This is a genomic window from Candidatus Koribacter versatilis Ellin345 (assembly GCF_000014005.1).
Taxonomy (GTDB): Bacteria; Acidobacteriota; Terriglobia; order Terriglobales; family Acidobacteriaceae; genus Korobacter; species Korobacter versatilis_A.
Map to the genome: position 1 here is coordinate 5,595,819 of NC_008009.1, position 17,131 is coordinate 5,612,949.

At 58.8% G+C, this 17,131-nt stretch carries 16 protein-coding genes; 6 read left to right on the top strand and 10 right to left on the bottom strand.

Annotated elements, in window-relative coordinates; all coding sequences use genetic code 11:
• Window positions 1–98 precede the first annotated feature (98 nt).
• Both ACID345_RS24640 and ACID345_RS24645 read right to left on the bottom strand, forming a co-directional pair.
• Window positions 99–887: an ABC transporter ATP-binding protein gene (locus tag ACID345_RS24640; protein ID WP_011525528.1), complete on the bottom strand. Its 789-nt coding sequence runs from the start codon at window positions 885–887 to the stop codon at window positions 99–101.
• Between the two features lie 2 nt (window positions 888–889).
• Window positions 890–1,624 (bottom strand): hypothetical protein, encoded by a 735-nt coding sequence (locus ACID345_RS24645; RefSeq protein ID WP_011525529.1) that lies wholly within the window; start codon window positions 1,622–1,624, stop codon window positions 890–892.
• Between the two features lie 80 nt (window positions 1,625–1,704).
• Between ACID345_RS24645 and ACID345_RS24650 the strand changes: the two genes are divergently transcribed.
• From ACID345_RS24650 to ACID345_RS24665, 4 genes are all read left to right on the top strand, one after another.
• Window positions 1,705–2,010 (top strand): hypothetical protein, encoded by a 306-nt coding sequence (locus tag ACID345_RS24650; protein ID WP_041856070.1) that lies wholly within the window; start codon window positions 1,705–1,707, stop codon window positions 2,008–2,010.
• A 118-nt stretch (window positions 2,011–2,128) separates the two neighbouring features.
• Window positions 2,129–4,108: a threonine--tRNA ligase gene (thrS, locus tag ACID345_RS24655; protein WP_011525531.1), complete on the top strand. Its 1,980-nt coding sequence runs from the start codon at window positions 2,129–2,131 to the stop codon at window positions 4,106–4,108.
• A 108-nt stretch (window positions 4,109–4,216) separates the two neighbouring features.
• Window positions 4,217–4,618, top strand: a complete 402-nt coding sequence (locus ACID345_RS26750) for an IPT/TIG domain-containing protein (protein ID WP_148210253.1) — start codon at window positions 4,217–4,219, stop codon at window positions 4,616–4,618.
• A gap of 67 nt (window positions 4,619–4,685) precedes the next feature.
• Window positions 4,686–5,210, top strand: a complete 525-nt coding sequence (locus tag ACID345_RS24665; RefSeq protein ID WP_011525532.1) for an NUDIX domain-containing protein — start codon at window positions 4,686–4,688, stop codon at window positions 5,208–5,210.
• A gap of 21 nt (window positions 5,211–5,231) precedes the next feature.
• Here ACID345_RS24665 and ACID345_RS24670 read toward each other — a convergent pair whose 3' ends face one another.
• The 3 genes from ACID345_RS24670 to ACID345_RS24680 form a co-directional block, all read right to left on the bottom strand.
• Window positions 5,232–6,929, bottom strand: coding sequence for a SulP family inorganic anion transporter (locus ACID345_RS24670; protein ID WP_011525533.1), 1,698 nt, complete (start codon window positions 6,927–6,929; stop codon window positions 5,232–5,234).
• A gap of 89 nt (window positions 6,930–7,018) precedes the next feature.
• The gene (locus ACID345_RS24675) at window positions 7,019–7,564 is read right to left on the bottom strand and encodes a hypothetical protein (protein ID WP_041856072.1); all 546 of its coding nucleotides are present in this window, start codon (window positions 7,562–7,564) and stop codon (window positions 7,019–7,021) included.
• The gene (locus tag ACID345_RS24680) at window positions 7,548–9,317 is read right to left on the bottom strand and encodes an amidohydrolase (protein ID WP_011525535.1); all 1,770 of its coding nucleotides are present in this window, start codon (window positions 9,315–9,317) and stop codon (window positions 7,548–7,550) included. Before ACID345_RS24680 ends, ACID345_RS24675 begins: the two co-directional genes overlap by 17 nt.
• 128 nt (window positions 9,318–9,445) lie before the next feature.
• On the opposite strand from ACID345_RS24680, the gene ACID345_RS24685 reads away from it, so the two are divergent.
• Window positions 9,446–10,363: a class I SAM-dependent methyltransferase gene (locus tag ACID345_RS24685; RefSeq protein WP_011525536.1), complete on the top strand. Its 918-nt coding sequence runs from the start codon at window positions 9,446–9,448 to the stop codon at window positions 10,361–10,363.
• Window positions 10,360–10,896: a hypothetical protein gene (locus ACID345_RS24690; protein ID WP_011525537.1), complete on the top strand. Its 537-nt coding sequence runs from the start codon at window positions 10,360–10,362 to the stop codon at window positions 10,894–10,896. The genes ACID345_RS24685 and ACID345_RS24690 overlap by 4 nt, the downstream gene beginning before the upstream one ends.
• Window positions 10,897–10,899: 3 nt before the next feature.
• On the opposite strand, the gene panC is transcribed toward ACID345_RS24690, so the two are convergent.
• The 5 genes from panC to ACID345_RS24715 form a co-directional block, all read right to left on the bottom strand.
• Window positions 10,900–11,775, bottom strand: coding sequence for a pantoate--beta-alanine ligase (panC, locus tag ACID345_RS24695; protein ID WP_011525538.1), 876 nt, complete (start codon window positions 11,773–11,775; stop codon window positions 10,900–10,902).
• Between the two features lie 93 nt (window positions 11,776–11,868).
• Entirely contained in the window at window positions 11,869–12,768 is a 900-nt protein-coding gene (locus ACID345_RS24700) for a metallophosphoesterase family protein (RefSeq protein ID WP_011525539.1), read from the bottom strand.
• 67 nt (window positions 12,769–12,835) lie between these two features.
• Window positions 12,836–13,420: a PsbP-related protein gene (locus ACID345_RS24705; RefSeq protein ID WP_041856074.1), complete on the bottom strand. Its 585-nt coding sequence runs from the start codon at window positions 13,418–13,420 to the stop codon at window positions 12,836–12,838.
• A gap of 81 nt (window positions 13,421–13,501) precedes the next feature.
• Window positions 13,502–14,389 (bottom strand): 3-methyl-2-oxobutanoate hydroxymethyltransferase, encoded by an 888-nt coding sequence (gene panB / locus ACID345_RS24710; RefSeq protein ID WP_011525541.1) that lies wholly within the window; start codon window positions 14,387–14,389, stop codon window positions 13,502–13,504.
• Between the two features lie 179 nt (window positions 14,390–14,568).
• Window positions 14,569–16,974 (bottom strand): SBBP repeat-containing protein, encoded by a 2,406-nt coding sequence (locus ACID345_RS24715; protein WP_011525542.1) that lies wholly within the window; start codon window positions 16,972–16,974, stop codon window positions 14,569–14,571.
• Window positions 16,975–17,131: the final 157 nt, after the last annotated feature.

The following is a 17,131-nucleotide window of genomic DNA, read 5'->3' on the forward strand; positions in this document are numbered from 1 at the left end:
TTTCTCCAAGCTGAAACTTGGCGCGGATTCTAGCACTCGATTTTCGATTACGGGGCGGTAATATCGGCAGCCTTCGTTGGAAAACCGGCGAGCGCCGGTTATGAGAGCGTGATTTCCGGGGTGGCGGCCAGCAACGACTGCGTGTAGGAGTCCTGCGGACGCTCTGTAATTTGTTCAGCCGAGCCGACTTCCAGCAATTTCCCAAACCGCATAACCGCAATCCGCGTCGAAAGATAGCGAACCACCGGCATGGAATGGGAGATGAACAGATAGGTCAGTGAGAACTCTCGCTGGAGCCGCTGTAGCAGGTTCACAATCTGAGCACCCACACTGACATCGAGTGCAGAGACGGGCTCGTCGGCAACGATTAGTTTCGGGCGCAGCGCCAGGGCCCGGGCGATCCCGATACGCTGGCGTTGGCCTCCGCTGAACTCGTGCGGATAGCGAGTCAGAGCCGAGGCGTCGAGGCCAACCGCCTTCAACAGTTCTGAGGTCTTCGCGCGAACGGTTTCGGCGGTCATTTTCTCGTGGACCAAATACGGCTCAGCAAGCACGTCCGCGACGCGCATTCGCGGATTAAGGGATCCGAAAGGATCCTGGAAGATGATCTGCATGTCGCGCCGGAGATGCCGCAGTTCGGAGTGGTTCGCGCGAAGGAGGTCGCGGCCTTCGAAGAATATCTCGCCCAAGGTAGGCTCGATCAGTCGGAGAATGAGTCGGCCTAATGTGCTCTTGCCAGACCCGGATTCGCCAACGAGGCCAAGCGTTTCGCCGCGCTCAATGGTGAGAGAAACGTCGTCAACGGCGCACACTTCGCTGATTCGGCCCCCAAGCAGAGTCTCCCCCGCGAAGACCTTAGTGAGGTGACGCACCTCGACCAGCGCCATGCTTATTGCCGCCGCTTGTAGCACACGGCGAACTCGAAACCTGGATTTGGCGGGAAAAGCCCGTTCACATTGCGCAGCCGCTCGGCGAGAGCTGTCGGCGCCAGCAGCGGATAATCGCGCTCGCGCAAATCGTAATAGTCGAAATCAATGTAGAGCGAGAGCAGATAGATCGCGATGGCGTCGGCAAAAACGGCTGCGAGGTAATCGTTCTTCGCCTTCTCGGCCTCGGTGCTGGAAGAGGTTGCGATCTTGCGTAGCTCGTAGCCGTCGAGACTGGTCTCGCCTCTCACCTTGTCCAACACCTGTTTCCACGCGAGATCGGAGAACTCTCCGGACACGCCAACCTGGTCCACGAATCCATGCCCGACGTTGATGAAGAACTCAAACGCGATCGAGAAGCGGTCTTCCATCAGGCGCGTGGAGATGAACACACACTCTGAATCGCCAACCTTGAAATTGCGATGGCAGGTGGCCTGATCGCTGAGTGCAACATCGTATCGGTCCGCGACGAGCGTATCTTCGCCCTGCCCCAACGTGAGCGGAACGAAGTAATACGCCTTGCGATTGAGGGCCTTGGCGATCGACGTCGGCACAGTACTTACCATCCGTTCAAGTTCGAATGAAGGCACGGTGAGCTGGCCCATAGTGGCATAGCAGATCCCATTCAGCGATTGCGAAACGGGAGCAAGTCGAACAACATCGGCCGGGGTGTGGGTGAGGGGCGCGGTTTCACTCATGGAAACAATGATTTTACTCCAGCATAAGAGAAGGTACCTTTCGGCGGGCTACTCTGGATTTGTTGTACCCTTTTAAAGGAATGAGTACTGCTGTGGCCAGCCGGGTAAAAGCGCGCCGGAGCGCCATCTCGATAGTGAGCGCATCGGTGGTGCGGACGATCGTCTTCACGGTCACGTGCACCGGATTGGGCATGGGCTTGGGCCTTTTCGCGGGCATCCTCGTCCAGGTTGTCCGTAGCCTTATGCACCGCAACGCCCCGATTGATATGACCGTTGCCTACCGGTTCTTCGCCTTTCCGCTCGCCGCCATCTGCGGCGTTAGCGCCCTCGTAGTGTTCGTTGTCCTCGAAACACGAACAGCGCGCCGCCTCCTGGCTGCTCGATAGCCGGGACGGCGGATTGCTGCACAGCTATCTCCTTCGATACACTCAAAGTTCTGCACTACCACCGACGCGGCGTTCGTAGGTCGCGCGGCCCACGCCAGAGGCGTGGAGAAAGTCGATCATGTCTGACCAAATCAAAGTAAAACTCCCCGACGGAAGCGTAAAAGAAGTCTCCAAAGGCACCACTGCCCTCGATATCGCAAAAGGCATCAGCCCGCGCCTGGCCGACGCCGCTTTGGCCGCGAAGGTCGCACCGCTTCCACACAACGGCGACCAGCCCGAAGCAAGGCTCGTGGACCTGACTCGTCCGCTTGAAGAAGACAGCGAACTGAAACTCCTCACCGATCGCGACCCCGAAGCGCTCGAGGTCTATCGCCACTCGTCCGCGCACTTGCTGGCGGCAGCCGTACTCGATCTCTTCCCGGAAACCAAGCTCGGCCATGGTCCCTCCACCGAGAACGGTTTCTTCTACGATTTCTATCGGCAAACGCCGTTCACCCCCGAAGACCTCGAGAAGATCGAGAAGCGCATGCAGGAGTTGGTGAAGGAAGACGTGCCTTACGCGCGTGAGTTCCTGCCCCGAGAGGAAAGTCTGGAGCGCTTCAAGACCGAAGGCGACTTCATGAAGTGCCACTTCATCGAACAGTTCACCAAGCCCGATGAAAAGATCTCGATTTATAAGACCGGCAAGTTCCTCGACTTTTGCCGCGGCCCGCACATTCCCTCGACCGGGAAGATCAAGGCGTTCAAGCTGCTGAATATCGCCGGCGCCTACTGGCTCGGCGACGAGAAGAACCCGCAACTCCAGCGCATCTATGGCACCTCGTTCTTTTCGAAGAAAGACATGGACGAGTACTTCGCCAAGCTGGAAGAAGCGAAGAAGCGCGATCATCGCGTGCTCGGCAAGCAGCTCGATTTGTTCTCGATTCAAGAACTCGCCGGCCCCGGGCTGATCTTCTGGCATCCGAAGGGCGGCATCATTCGCAAGGAGATGGAAGACTGGATGCGCGAGGAGTATCTGAAACGCGGATACTCGCTCGTCGTAACTCCGCATGTGGCGCGCACCGACCTCTGGAAGATCAGCGGCCACACCGGTTATTACAAGCAGAACTTCTTCACGCCCATGGAACTCGATGATGCCGAGTACATGCTGAAGCCGATGAACTGCCCCGGCCATGTCCTCATTTATCGTGACCAGCTCCGTTCCTATCGCGATCTGCCCATGCGTCTCGGTGAGATGGGAACGGTATACCGCTACGAGCGCTCCGGCGTGATGCACGGGTTGTTGCGTGTCCGCGGCTTTACCCAGGACGATGCGCACATCTTCTGCACGCCCAGCCAGATTGAAGACGAAATCAGCGGCTGTATCGATTTCGCCATCTCTGTCCTGCACACCTACGGCTTCAACGAGTTCAAGGTTGAACTGAGCGAGTGGGATCCGAATGATCGCAAGAGCTTCATCGGAACCGACGAGCAGTGGAACCTCGCACAGGGCTCGCTGAAGAAGGTGCTCGACGCGCGTGGGATTCCGTATAAGTCCATGCCAGGCGAAGCGGCATTCTACGGGCCGAAGATTGACGTCAAGCTCGTGGACGCCATCGGACGCCTCTGGCAGCTCTCGACGGTGCAGTTCGACTTCACCTTGCCGCAGCGCTTCGAACTTGAGTACGTGGGCGAAGACGGCAAGCGCCATCAGCCGCTCATGGTGCACCGTGCGCTCTACGGCTCCATTGAACGCTTCTTCGGCGTGCTCATCGAGCACTATGCGGGCGCGTTCCCGGTGTGGCTATCACCAGTGCAGACGGTGCTGGTGCCCATCGGCGAAAAGCACCTTGAGTATGCCAACAAGGTTGGAGACGTGCTTAAGGCCAAGGGCATCCGCGTGGAAGTGGACGGGCGCAACGAGAAGATGAACGCGAAGATCCGCGAGCATGCGTTGCAGAAAGTGCCGTTCATCCTCGTCGTGGGCGACAAGGAGGCAGAGGCCACCTCGGTGAATGTCCGCACCCGCGGCAAAGATAAGACGGAGACGGTGCCACTCGATTCCTTCGTGGAGCGAATTGAGAAGCTGATCGCCGAGAAGAAGCCTACGCTGGATTAGCTCAGCGCCGAGAACAATTCTCTAATCCGGGCTGTCGACTCTCGCCTTGGCGAGTACGGCAGCCCCAGCTTCTGGAAGATTGCAGAGGTTGGAAATGAAAGGAGTTCCTTGTTTACAACTCGCCGTCTCGGAGCGATGGTAGCTGTCATCGCTGCTGCGCTTTTTTTTGCAAGCTGTTCTCCTATCGACCTGGTTTGCAATAGTGCCCGACCTGTCCCAGTCATAGCGACGATTACACCCAGCTCGGCGACTTTCGCCGATGTGCAGGCATCGCTCACCCTCACGGTGGATGGGAGCAAATTTGTCTCGTCTTCGATTATCGAATTGAATGGCGCGCCCCTGGCCACGACCGTTGTAAGTGCGACCCGTCTACAGGCAACGATCACCACGACTCAGATTGCCGCACCTGGTACGGCTAAGATTTCGGTGCATACGCCCAGCAACCTCTCCGGCGACCTGGGCTGCACCAGCGGTGGAGATTCAGCCAGCTTGACATTGACCGTCACGTAGCATGGAGCTTCGCGTCGCGCACTCTTTTATCCTCACAGGAGTGTAGGAGTCACAAAGCTGAGGAGCCATGAGTATCAAGACGCTTTCAACGCGTGAGATCTACCGCAACCCCTGGCTACGCCTGCGCGAAGACCGCATCCTGCGCGGTAACGGCGTGGAAGGAATTTATGGTGTGGTGGACAAAGACGACTGCGCCATCATCATTCCGATCGACGGCGATCATGTTTATCTCGTAGAGCAGTTTCGCTACACCGTGCAGCAGCGCTATCTCGAGTTCCCGCAGGGTGGCTGGGAGATGCAGGATGTCGATCCCGAAGAGCTCGCGCGCGGCGAACTGAGAGAAGAGACTGGCTTGGTGGCAGAACGCATGCAATTCCTCGGAACGACTTATGTCGCCTACGGATACGCCAACCAGAAGATGCACATCTTTCTCGCCACCGGCCTAACGCACGCCGAAAAAGAACCCGACCCCGAGGAGCACGACTTGCAATTGCATCGCGTCCTCATTGCTGATTTCGAGGCGATGTTACGCGAAGGCCGCATTCCCGATGTCTGCACCCTGGCCACCTGGGGACTTTACCGACTCAGATAATCCAACGCTGACACGCGAAATCTATACCGTCGCCGGGAGCGATGCATGCTCCGCGTACTTCGCCACCGCGCTCTCCAGGTTCAGGTGCATCCCCTCCCGTCCGAGCGATTCTCCGAGCGCAGACTTCTGCACCATATCGAACACATGCGGATTCATCCCAACCAGCCACAGACGCATGCCATATTCGCGCTGCTTCTTCTCGCCTTCGGTGAACATTTTGAGGGCGGTATATTCGAGGTCGAAGACCGCACGCATGTCCACGATCACGACGTTCGGCTTCGCCTCATCTATCAGCACCCAGACCTTATGCGACAAATTCTCCGCATTGGCAAAGAAGATTCGGCCCTCCGGCCGCACCATCAGCAGCCCCGGATAGGTCTCGTCTTCAGGATGCTCTGCCGAACGCGGCCGGAAAATGTTCGTGCCAGGCTTGCGTCCCAAAACATAGACCGATGGATTTGCGACCTGATACGCAAGCGCGACCAGCGAAGCGATGATTGCCACGAGGATGCCTTTTAACGTTCCAACAAGGACCACTCCTGCCATCGCGATCACGGCCCAGAGGAACTCGGTTCGGCGCACACGGAGGATCTCGCGGAACTCTGCAGGCTTGATTAAGCCTACCGAGTACACGATCACCACGGCCGCGAGCGTCGCCTGTGGCATGAGGGCAATCATCGGCGCCAGAAGCAACATGGTCACCAGCGTCATGGCGCCGGTCACGAGTTCCGCCACCTGGGTGCGAGCTCCGGCGAGGCGATTCACCGCTGTCTGCGTAGTTCCACCACCGCCCGGCATGGCGCCGAGCAGAGCGCCGCCTACGTTGGCCAAACCCGTAGCCATCAACTCACGGTTGGCCTGCGGCCAAGGCTCGTCGCTCTTCGCGAAGGCGCGGCCCGCCGCAATCGTCTCGGTAAAGCTCATCAGCGCAATCCCGAGCGCACCCGGCCAGAGATGCTCTACCATCCCGAGCGCGGGAAGCGTCACCGGCGGCAATCCTTGCGGAATGCGCCCGACCAGTTCAACGCCGTGCGTGCTCAAATGCAGGAAATAGGCGCCCGCAATGCCAACAGCAACCCCGATCAGGGGCGCTGGCGACTTCGGCATGAAATGCTCGAGAGCGACCAGCAGAACAATCACCGTTACGCTCACCCCGAGGGTGAGCAGCTTGGTTTCAGGAATACTCCGGAGCGTCGCCAGCACGTTCTTCAAAAACGTTGCGCGAGGGATATGCACTCCGAGAAGCTTTGGCACCTGGTCAAGCACGATAACGATGCCGATTCCGGCCTTAAAACCGGTGAGTACTGGTTGTGAAATGAAGTTCGCCACGAACCCCAATCGCAGGAAGCATGCAACCACGAGCATCGCTCCAACTAAGAGCGTCAAGGTCGCTGAAGCTCGAAGCAGAGAGGCGGCGTCACCGTTCGGAACCACCTCCGCAAATTCCGCGGCAGTAAGGATGGCGATTGTTGTCGTTGTGCTAACGCTGAGTACACGCGAGGTGCCGAGAACGGCGTAGATGATCATCGGCAGGAACGCCGTGTAGAGGCCGACCTGCACTGGCAGCCCGGCGATAGTCGCATACGCCATCGACTTTGGGATGACGACGGCAGCGGCGGTGAGCCCGGCAATGATGTCGGGACGCAGCCACTCGGAGCGGTAGGAAGTCAGCCAATTCGGCAACGAGAAGAGGCTCTGAGACTGCGAATTGGAAGACATGAAGCCTCCTGAGACCGGCAGGCACGGCTGGCCGTGGACGAAGGCTAGGAGTGGGAAATCCACCGCACAACTGCGAGAACTAACAGCCTTTACTTCGAACGTGCGAAGGCGACTTCGTTCTTCTGTCGTGCCACACCGTCGTAGTAATCGCCGCGCATGACATCAAGTGCGGGATCGTAATTCAGACGATAGGTTGAACCGGGCTCGCTCGGGTCCTGCAGCTTGAGATAGACCCGCACATAGTCCCGCTCCTTTTTGGCAGCGGCGGTTTCAATGTGGATGGAATGTGGGTTGTAGTAAGAGGCGTCAAGGCGCCCGTCGTCTCGAACGCTTCGAATCTCAATCCGTGCCGGAGTATCCGAACGAGTCCATTGGCCTACGATGCGATCAAGTGACACCGGATTTGACTCCGGCTCCGCCTCCGACCTCGATTCTTGCGCCACCACAGGCGTTGGTTTCCTATTGATGCCCGTTCCAATCACGAAGCGATAACCCAGGAACGCCAGGAGCAACACGACGGCAGCAATCGCGAAAAACTTCCCACGTCCCGAACTACGGCGCTTTCGCGGAGCAGCTTTCGGTCGAGCTCCGGATTTTTTCTTCGTCGCTCCCGTTGATCTACCGCGTCGCTTCATACACCGTCTTTCCGCCGACAACGGTCTCGAGGACCTTCACGTTTGCGATGTCTTCCGGCGCAATCTTAAGCGGATTGCGATCCAGCACGATGAGATCCGCGACCTTGCCGACTTCGAGCGATCCGGTGAGCTGCTCTGTATGAAGCTCATACGCGGCATCTATGGTGATCGCGCGTAGCACCTGCTCCGGCGATAGTCCGGGATCTTCTCCAAGCTTTCCCTGGAATCCTGCGCTCGGCGCATTCATCCGCGTCACACCAACTTTCAGCGCGAACCACTCATCCAGCAGATCCACCGGCCAATCGCTGCCGTACACTACGCGCGCTCCAGCATTGGCGAGCAGTCCTGCCGGCTCGAGAATTTTCATCCGCTCCGGCCCAAAGTAATTCGTAAGACCGACGGTATCGCCCGCCGGCTTCTCCCACTGGAACGACAGCACCGGAATCGCGCCGAGCGCTTTGAAACGTGTGAAATTCGCGGGGCCAACAATCTCGCAATGCGCCAGTCCCGGACGAATGTCCGCCGAACCAACCGCTGTACGCATCGCTTCAATACCATTCAACGCAGCGTTTACGGCGCCATCGCCGTCCACGTGCATGTGAGGATCAATTCCGGCGCGCGCCAGTCCGGTAAGAATTTCCGCCAACGGCTTCGCCTGGAAGTACACATCCGGCCCGCGGCTCTTTCCCGGCACCCAGTTCGGAGCCTGTTCGGTACCGGCATTCACCCTGTATGGTTCGAGCATATTGCCGGTTAGTGCTGGCGCAGCAATTACGCCATCCAAATAAAGCTTCGCGTTGCGCACGGTGATGCCGGGGCTTACTTTCGGAGCCCCCTGGTCATAGTTCTTCGCGTAGGCAACGATCTTCGCCACAGCCTTTGCAGGATCACCCGCTTCTTCCGGCGCGATTTGCGGCGCGAAGTGCCCACGTGCGGTCAGCTTGCCGCTCTTTTGAAGTTCGGTGAACGCAACCATACTCCCTTCAGGAGTGTCGGCATCCAGAAACGTCGTTACTCCCTGTGCGTTCATCGCCTTCAGCGCAAGCTTTGCGGCGGCGAGGTCGTCTTGCGCCGTCGGCTTAGGCAAGAGTTTGGAACAGAACTCCTGCGCAGCATCTTCCAGCAAGCCAGTCGGATTCCCGTTAGCATCGTGCCAAATCTTGCCGCCCAACGGATCGGCCGTTTCTTTCGTGATCTTCGCCAGCGCCAGTGCGCGGCTGTTCGCGAGCGCCGTGTGACCAAATGACGAGAGAACAAAGATCGGCCGCTTGGTCTTGAGCGCATCCAGCGTGGCGCGACTGGTCTTCACGCCGGCAGGAACCATGCCCTCTTGAAACCAGCTCACCACCTCCAGCCATGTGTCGGGTTCTTCGTTCTTCGTCTTGTCGAGACAGGCTTGGATGCGCTTCTGCATCTCCTCGACGGTAATCGGTTCGTAATTCAGGCTGCACTTCTGCAGCTTCAGGCCGGCTTCCAACGGATGCATGTGGCCGTCTACAAGGCCCGGCATCAGGAAACCGCCATGCAGGTCCGTGACCTTTGTATTCTTCCCGACGAATGGCTCGACGCCCGCATTGCCGCCTACATAAACAATGCGCCCTTCGCGCACGGCCACAGCTTCTGCGGCGGTCTGTTGCCCATCCGCCGTAAAAACCACACCATGCCGATAGATGCGATCGGCGGGTTGCTGCTGCGCGAAGAGTATGGTTATCGACAACACTGTAGCGAGGATCGTAACGAGAGATCGGACCATGTTTGGGCTCGGATGAACTTTGGCCGAAGGGTAAATGATTGACCCTCTCAAGTAAACGTACAGTTCCCGAAACCTGTGCGGAACTTCTCGCGAGACCACCTAGCGCTTCCTGCTAAACTCGCGCCCATATGCGGACCACCGATCCGGAAGTCTCGGACGTCATTCTCGACATAGATCCGCAGACGATGACACGCCGTCCTGTATCGAAGCAGGCCGCTATCGCTGCTTTCCTCGCGTCGGGAAACCACTCGGCGGCGCGTGTTGTGCAACGGATCCCCGAGCGCGATGGCGCGTTGGATCCCGACTATGTGGACAGACTTCTCGTCCGTGTCCACACCGAGATGCAGTGGCTCGCCGAAGAGTTTCAGCACGGGCGTCGCTTGCGGGAGTTGATCGGGCCAATGCTGCGCGTGTTGCGCGAGCGCCGTCCGCCTCCCTATCGCGTTGTCGATGTCGGCTGCGGCACGGGCTTCGCGATCCGATGGCTTGCCGCGCGTGGTGACTTCGGCCCGGATGTCGAACTCATTGGCGCCGATTTCAACCCAGAGCTAATCGCGGAAGCCCGAAGGCTCGCGTCAGCCGAAAATCTACCCTGCCGCTTCGTGCTCGCAGACGCATTTCGTCTCCCCGAACCCGGGCACATTTTTGTTACCACCGGCGTGGTGCATCACTTCCGCGGCGACGCGCTCCGCTCCTTCTTCGCGCAGCATGAGCAGCCGGAGTCACAGGCTTTCTTTCACTTCGACTTCCAACCCGGTCCGCTTGCGCCGATCGGCTCGCGCTTCTGGCACTGGCTCCGTATGCGCACCGCGCTAGCTAGACACGATGGCGTGCTCTCCGCCGTTCGCGCGTATACCGCAAGTGAGCTGACCTCTGCCGCGCGGGCGGGCACGTCGAACTTTCTCATTGGAATGTATGGCCAGAAGATCTGGTCGACGCCGCTGCCGCGCGTCTTTCACACCCTTGTCGGCTTTCGACCCGAGTTGCGCGAGCCATTTCTGCATGCGCTCGGCGTGCGAGCCGGGCGCATGGGGGAGCTGCGGTGATCCTCGTCGCGCTCTACGTGCTCGCCACCACCGACGGTACACTCTGCGGCATCCGCTCCGGCGCTGGACGCAGCTCGCTCATCCACAAACGGCGTTACTACGTCGACGGCATGTTGTACGGGGCTTTCCTCGCACAGATTGCGTCGGCGATCTCGGGTCTGGCATTGTTCGCAACATGGCGTCTCACCACCGAGCGTGCCGCCCTCGCCCTGGACCTGGTTGGTGCCGCCCAGCGAATGCTGTGGGTTCTGGTCCCATACGCCATCGTGATTTTCGCGTCGTTCCTGGTTCGCTGGATTCCCTCGACGGACATCCGCAGCGCCACCAGCGTCATGATCTTTGGCCCCATGACCGCAATCCGACCCGTAATCGCGGTGGCCTCCGTGACTTATGGCATCATTCCGGCACATTTGTGGTCGGTTCGAGCGCTCGGCGTGTTTATCCTTGCGCTGATGTTCTGGGTGCAGTGGCGCGTCGATGCGCGCGCGGAACGGCTTTTTCTCGCCGATCATCCCGGCTCGCCGGCAAGATAGCGGCTACGACGTCCTCGGCCCCCGAGCGTTACCTGCCGCTTGCAGCACAAGATTGTCAATCAGCCGCGTGTTGCCGATCTGCGCTGCCACCGCCACCAGCGCGCCCTTGCCGATCTCGGTGATCGGCTCCAGCGTGTTGGGATCGACGATTTCGAGATAGTCCAGCTTCGCTCCCGGTTCTTCCGCGATGACCGCGCGTCCCGCCTCCGCGAGATAGTAGGCATCGGTGTGCCCGGTGTCGGCGAGCATCTGTACGCGCATGAGAGCGCGGTGCAGAACCAGTGCCTGTTGACGCTGCGTTGGATCCAGATAAGCATTGCGCGAGCTGAGCGCGAGCCCATCTTTCTCGCGCACGATCGGGCAAATCATGAGATCAATGTCGAAGTTCTGGTCGCGCACCATCTTGCGGATGACCGCCACTTGCGCAGCATCCTTCTGCCCGAAGTAAGCATGGTCCGCCGGGATGATGTGGAAGAGCTTCGAGACCACCGTCGTCACGCCCTTGAAGTGCCCCGGTCGCGAACGCCCGTCGAGCTTTTCGCTTAATCCATCGACATGAACGAATGTCGCCGTGCCTTCCGGGTACATCTCCTCCACACCAGGAGAGAACACGAAATCCACGCCCTCATGATCGAGTTGCGCGCAATCCTGTTCGAACGTCCGCGGATATTTCGCGAGGTCTTCATTGGGTCCGAACTGGATGGGGTTCACGAAGATCGAGACCACGACACTGTCATTCTGCGTGCGCGCGGTGCGGACAAGAGAAATATGCCCTGCATGCAGAGCACCCATCGTGGGTACCAGGCCTATGCTTTTACCTTCCCGGTGCAGAGTTCGACAGATGGCTTGCATCTCGGCAATCGTGCGGACGACGCGCATGAATTCAGTGTATCGCGGGACATTGCTTCCCCACAGCGTCGCAGAAGATCAGAGAACACAAAACGGGATTTTCTTGTGGATGTAACAAGAAACTTATTTTCCAAGCGGCACAAATTCGTCCTTCAATTCACCGTTGGGAGCAACGGTAAAGATGTCGAATCCCAGCTCTCCTCCCCACGTCAGCCAGCTCGTCGCCGAAGCCACGTGCCACCGAATGCCGCAGTACTCGTATTCATCGTGGTGGTGCCAGTGTCCGACCAGCATGTCATGAATGCCGAGCCGCTTCAGCAACTCGCATTCCCGCTGGCGATCGGCTTCCGGGATGAACCAGTAAGCCCGCGCATCGGGCGGAAAATTGCCGTTCCGCGCAATCGGGATGTGCTGCATGCCGATCACGACCAAGTGGTCGTCGCCGTCGCTGTCGTGATCCCGTTTCTCGCCTTTCCGCTTGTCTTTGTCGCGGTCATTTTTGTCTTTATCCCGATCGGAAGGTGGTCTTCCCGCGGACTCTTCCAGCCAACGCATCATCTTTGCTTTTGCTTCGCGTGCTTCGTCGCCGGGTGCCGGGACCGAGGCCTTTGCCGCGTCGTAGTTGTCGTAATTGCCAAACACTTCAGAGTCGAGCCCGTAGATGACAACGTTTTTCACACGCACTGTGTAGAAGTCGTCGCCAAACACTCTGCGATAACGATCGAAGTCGTTTGCATGAATATCGTGATTGCCGGGAATGTAGTACACCGGTGCTTTGAGACGGCCGAGGATTTCGCGGGCCTCATCCCAGTCGCTGGGTTTTTCGCCGATGTCCCCGGTGACCACGACCGCGTCCACTCCGCGGTCATTGATCATTTGCACCGCGTGCCGAAGGTTATCGGCCGCTTGCGGTGCGCGCGCGAGTCCAAGATGCAAATCGCTCAATTGAGCGATGCGAACGTTCTGAGCGAATGCAGTGGAACAGAGAAAAATGAAAATGCCGAGCAGCTTGCGTAGTCTCACGTATCGTCCCATTTTTTTGGAGCAGCGCAACTTAGTTGGATGCGAATTGCGCCGTTTGCGTTGAGACCTACTCCTTGATACGGAAGCTCTTCAGGATCTCCTCGACCTGCTTCTGGTACTTTGGTGCGTCCGCGGCAAGCGCTTTATACACGATGGTGTAGAACATGCCATCGCCGCCGTCCATCGCAACGATGGTCTCGTTCCAGCGCTGGCTGTTTTCGTTATAGCGGACCTCGATCAATTGCGCGGAACGTCCTGCCAATATCTCTTCCGAACGGCGCGCCGTTTCCATCGCTTCGGTCTGCTGCGCCATTTTCCCGACGAGTGTGGTCACCAGGTCTTCCACCGTTGGCGGGTTCTTGCCCTCTTCGGTTGGGATCTCGACTGCCGCCACCGTTACGTTCGCCCAAGTTGCCTGGTCGCCCGCCTGCTGCGGTGCAACCACCGCCCCGTAGCCTTCATAGACCTGCCCGAGCATCTTCCAACTTAACGGAAAGTCGAAACAATAGCCGAGGTCCTGGTTGCAGAAATACGACATCCCCGGCTTGGTCGGCCCCGCGCTCGGCTTCTTCGTTGGCGGAGTGGCGGGAGTTTTCGCAGCCTGCGGAAACGCGAGGGTCGAACAAAGCAGTAAGAGTGCGGCAATGCGCATGGATATATAGGGTAAAGCAAAATGCCCCACTCTACGGACGAACCCGCCAGAATGGGGCACTCGAATTTCCGAACGATGCTGCTACTTCCGCATTGCGTGCTTGCGATTCTGCACCATCTCCAGCGTCGCCTGCGCTTCTTTCGGCAGGTGATACGACTCGTCATCGCTGGGATAGCTGCCCGTCTTCACGTCGTCGCGAAACGCTTTCACTGCGCCAGTAATCAATTCCGCTGCATCCGCGTAGCGACGCACGAACTTAGCCGGAGGTGCAAACGTCAGGTTCAGGATGTCGTGAAACACCAGCACCTGGCCGTCGCAATCCGGCCCTGCGCCAATGCCAATCGTTGGCGTCTCGACCTCAGCTGTGATCATCGCCGCTACTTCGCGCGGAATACCCTCGAGCACCAGCGCGACAACGCCGGCACGATCAAGCGCCGTTGCATCGCGCATGAGTTGCTCGATGTCCCGAATCGTTTTGCCCTGCACCTTATAGCCGCCCATGCGATGCACCGACTGCGGTGTCAGGCCAATGTGCCCAACCACCGGAACTTCCGCGTCCAGCAGCCGATCGATCAAAGCAGCGCGGTTCTCGCCGCCTTCGATCTTCACCGCCTCCGCGCCGCCTTCCTTGATGAAGCGTGCTGCGTTGCGCACCGATTCGCGCCCACCAACGTGGTACGACGCATACGGCATATCTGCGATCAGGAACGCATGACGCACCGCGCGTCGAACTGCCCGCGTGTGGTGCAGCATCTCGTCCATGGTGACCGGCAGCGTGTTCTCGTAGCCCAGCATGGTCTGGGCAAGCGAATCGCCCACCAGGATCATGTCAATCCCGGCTTCATCCACCAGGCGCGCAGTGGAGTAGTCGTAGGCGGTCAGGCAAGTAATTGGATCGTGCTTGGATTTCTTGTCGAGAAGTGTCGACGACGTGACTTTAGAACGGAAGTCGCCCGTGGCAATGCTCATTGTGCCTCCAGTGCAGTTCCGCATCTGCGGATACCACCTGATGGGCCCGTCTTTGGAATGGGCCAAGAGGAGTCTACTCCCGCTGGCTCTCCGCTACAACAGGCTTACTGGCTCAGATGACTGCGAACCCCGGCAGGATTCGCGAAAGAGACTAAATCGCGAGAGGTCGCCGGCAAATACTACTTAGCGGTGACGTACACCGTGCTCTTCGCAATCGAGCTGTCTTTGTTGATCGCCTGCGCTGTAATCCGGTGTTGGCCCGTCCCCAGCGAAACGACGGTTAGGATCGTGCTGCCGGAAACCTGCGCCTTTCTCACGCCATCCACGTACACCTGCATGTACGCCACCGGGCTGGAACTCCCGAGAGCCGTTGCGCTGACGCCGGCCTTTGCCGTCACTAGCGATCCGTCCAAAGGCAAGAGCACGATCACCTTGGTAGCCGAAGACGTTCCATACACGTTGAACTTCGCCACGAACGCATCCGTGCTGTTGCTGTTCGAACGATAACTCGGTTCCGCCGCGCTGCTGGTCGTCTTCAGCCCCGCGCTGGTGCGCCCCGTGATGTAGAACCCGCCGTTGTTGTCCACGGCGATGCCATTGCCTATGTTCCCCGGGAAGTAGTTATTGCTGGCGTCGCTCGCGCCGAAGTAGCTCGAATACAACAATCCCGAGCCCGTCGCGTTCACCTTCGTCACCACCGCCTGCGTCAGGCAGCCACTCGGTCCCTGGTGGCACGTGCCCTGCACGGCCGTGCTCGTCGCCGGATATTGGCTCCCATCCGAATAGCCAGTAACGTGCGCATAGTGGCTCTTGTCCACAGCAATCGAACTGAACGACACATTTGCCGCGCCGCGAATGTACGTCGAATAAATCAGCGCCTTGCCCATCGGACTAAGCTTCGTGACGAATCCCTTGCGGTAGCCGTTGTTGCTCGCCGTTGTCTGATACGCGCTCGAAGTCGTGGGAAAGTCGCCATCCGTGCCACCCGCGATGTACGCATATCCCGAAGAATCCAGCGCGACCGCGTTCGCAAAATCAGCTAGAGAACCGCCAAGGAACGTGGAATACACGATCCCACTTCCGCTCGCGTTGAGGCGCGTCACGAATCCATCTACCACACCGCCGAACGTCGATCCCACCTCACCGCTTGTTACCGGATAAGCGCTGTCCTGCGTATGCCCCACAATGTAAGCTTCGCCCGCGGTGTTCACCGCGATGCCCGCACCGTAATCGCATCCGTGGCCGACATACGTCGAGTACACCAGCGCCGATCCCGTCGCATTTACTTTCGTGACCACTTGTGCCTGGCCGTCAGCAAACTGTTCGTACGGACACTGGTCTGTGCCTGCCGTCTTCTGATATGCGGCGCCTGATACCGGGAATCCGCCCGCGGTGTTCGTGAGCACATAAGCATTTCCCCCGCCGTCCACCGCAATTCCCGACGCCGTAGAATCGTTCGTGCCAGTCAGATACGTCGAGTAGAGCAGGTCGGTGCCATCCGCGCTGAGCTTTGCAACGAACACACTGTTGTTCAGCACATTTGCATTTTGCGTGCGCTGATAAGCGCCCGCTGTCGTCGGAAACGCCGCCTGTCCATGCAGTCCGGAACCAGTTTGCCCCGTGACGTACGCGTTGCCTGCGCCATCAATCGCGATCCCCCAGGCAATGTCCTGTCCGCCGCCTCCAAGATAAGTGGCATACACGTAGCCCGTGCCCTGCGGATTGATCTTCGCCACGAAGGCATCGTCATTCCCACGCGACGACGGCTGCATCGCCTCGCTCGTCACTGGAAAATTGGTAGATGACGCCACTCCTGCGATGTAGGCGTTCCCCGCCGCATCCACCGCGATTGCGTTGCCAACATCGCCCGTCTCACCACCGTTGCCGCCGACGTACGTTGAATAAACCATCACCGGGTCAATCACGAGATCGTGCGAATGGTCATACGCACCGACGTGAAACCGGATCATCGAACCCGCAATTTCATATTTCGCCTCTACCGCGTGGCGTTTGCCGTCAATCTCCTGGTAAGCCACCGGCGCATGCCAATGCACTTCGGCAGCGCCCGCTGTCATCGTGAGCTGACCATCGCGGTTCAGCCGAAGCTCAGCGTCCTTCGCCGCAAACCCAATCTGCTTTGCATCCGCGTCGGGGTGCACCACGAAGTCGTATTCCAGCTGGCGATGGTTGCCGTAGTAAACCAGGTCCACGCCCGGATACACCGAGCTCATCCTCACCCGCGCATAGGTCGGAACCCCTCGCAGCCAACTCGAACGATCGGCGCCACGCAGGTAATTCACTTTGCCCGTCAATGGCTCTTCGCCACGGATTGCGCTGGGAGCTTGCCCGCCCGCGACTTGTAACGCGAGCCGGTCGGAACCCATCTGCAGAACTGTCGTGTTCTGCGACAAATAGATTCCGTATCCCTTTCCATGCGACAAGAAGCGCACCGCCGGATCGGATTGCCCAAGATTGGGCTCGAAGCTGAGTGGCAGATCAATGCCCTGGGCGAGGGCCGGCAAAGTGAAAGACACGAGGAGACACAAGCTGGCAAGCAGCAGGCGAAGCGACGAGTGGCGGGGCATGGGGAACCTTTTTTGCCGAGAACTCACTTCGTTTGAGATGTCGGCGTATGTACCGGACGTTGCAATTCACTTGCCGCAGCTACTCAGGGCGAAATTGCTGAATTCGTCCCACCTGCCGAAAGATTCGGCTACTCTGCGCAGAAATGTGGAACCCCAC

Excerpts from the sequence above, each read along its gene's own strand:
- ACID345_RS24665 (WP_011525532.1), top strand. The coding sequence starts at position 4,686 with ATGAGTATCAAGACGCTTTCAACGCGTGAGATCTACCGCAACCCCTGG.
- thrS (WP_011525531.1), top strand. The coding sequence starts at position 2,129 with ATGTCTGACCAAATCAAAGTAAAACTCCCCGACGGAAGCGTAAAAGAA.
- panC (WP_011525538.1), bottom strand. The coding sequence starts at position 11,775 with ATGCGCGTCGTCCGCACGATTGCCGAGATGCAAGCCATCTGTCGAACT.
- ACID345_RS24645 (WP_011525529.1), bottom strand. The coding sequence starts at position 1,624 with ATGAGTGAAACCGCGCCCCTCACCCACACCCCGGCCGATGTTGTTCGA.
- ACID345_RS24680 (WP_011525535.1), bottom strand. The coding sequence starts at position 9,317 with ATGGTCCGATCTCTCGTTACGATCCTCGCTACAGTGTTGTCGATAACC.
- ACID345_RS24705 (WP_041856074.1), bottom strand. The coding sequence starts at position 13,420 with ATGCGCATTGCCGCACTCTTACTGCTTTGTTCGACCCTCGCGTTTCCG.
- panB (WP_011525541.1), bottom strand. The coding sequence starts at position 14,389 with ATGAGCATTGCCACGGGCGACTTCCGTTCTAAAGTCACGTCGTCGACA.
- ACID345_RS24675 (WP_041856072.1), bottom strand. The coding sequence starts at position 7,564 with ATGAAGCGACGCGGTAGATCAACGGGAGCGACGAAGAAAAAATCCGGA.
- ACID345_RS24715 (WP_011525542.1), bottom strand. The coding sequence starts at position 16,974 with ATGCCCCGCCACTCGTCGCTTCGCCTGCTGCTTGCCAGCTTGTGTCTC.
- ACID345_RS24685 (WP_011525536.1), top strand. The coding sequence starts at position 9,446 with ATGCGGACCACCGATCCGGAAGTCTCGGACGTCATTCTCGACATAGAT.
- ACID345_RS24670 (WP_011525533.1), bottom strand. The coding sequence starts at position 6,929 with ATGTCTTCCAATTCGCAGTCTCAGAGCCTCTTCTCGTTGCCGAATTGG.
- ACID345_RS24640 (WP_011525528.1), bottom strand. The coding sequence starts at position 887 with ATGGCGCTGGTCGAGGTGCGTCACCTCACTAAGGTCTTCGCGGGGGAG.
- ACID345_RS24650 (WP_041856070.1), top strand. The coding sequence starts at position 1,705 with ATGAGTACTGCTGTGGCCAGCCGGGTAAAAGCGCGCCGGAGCGCCATC.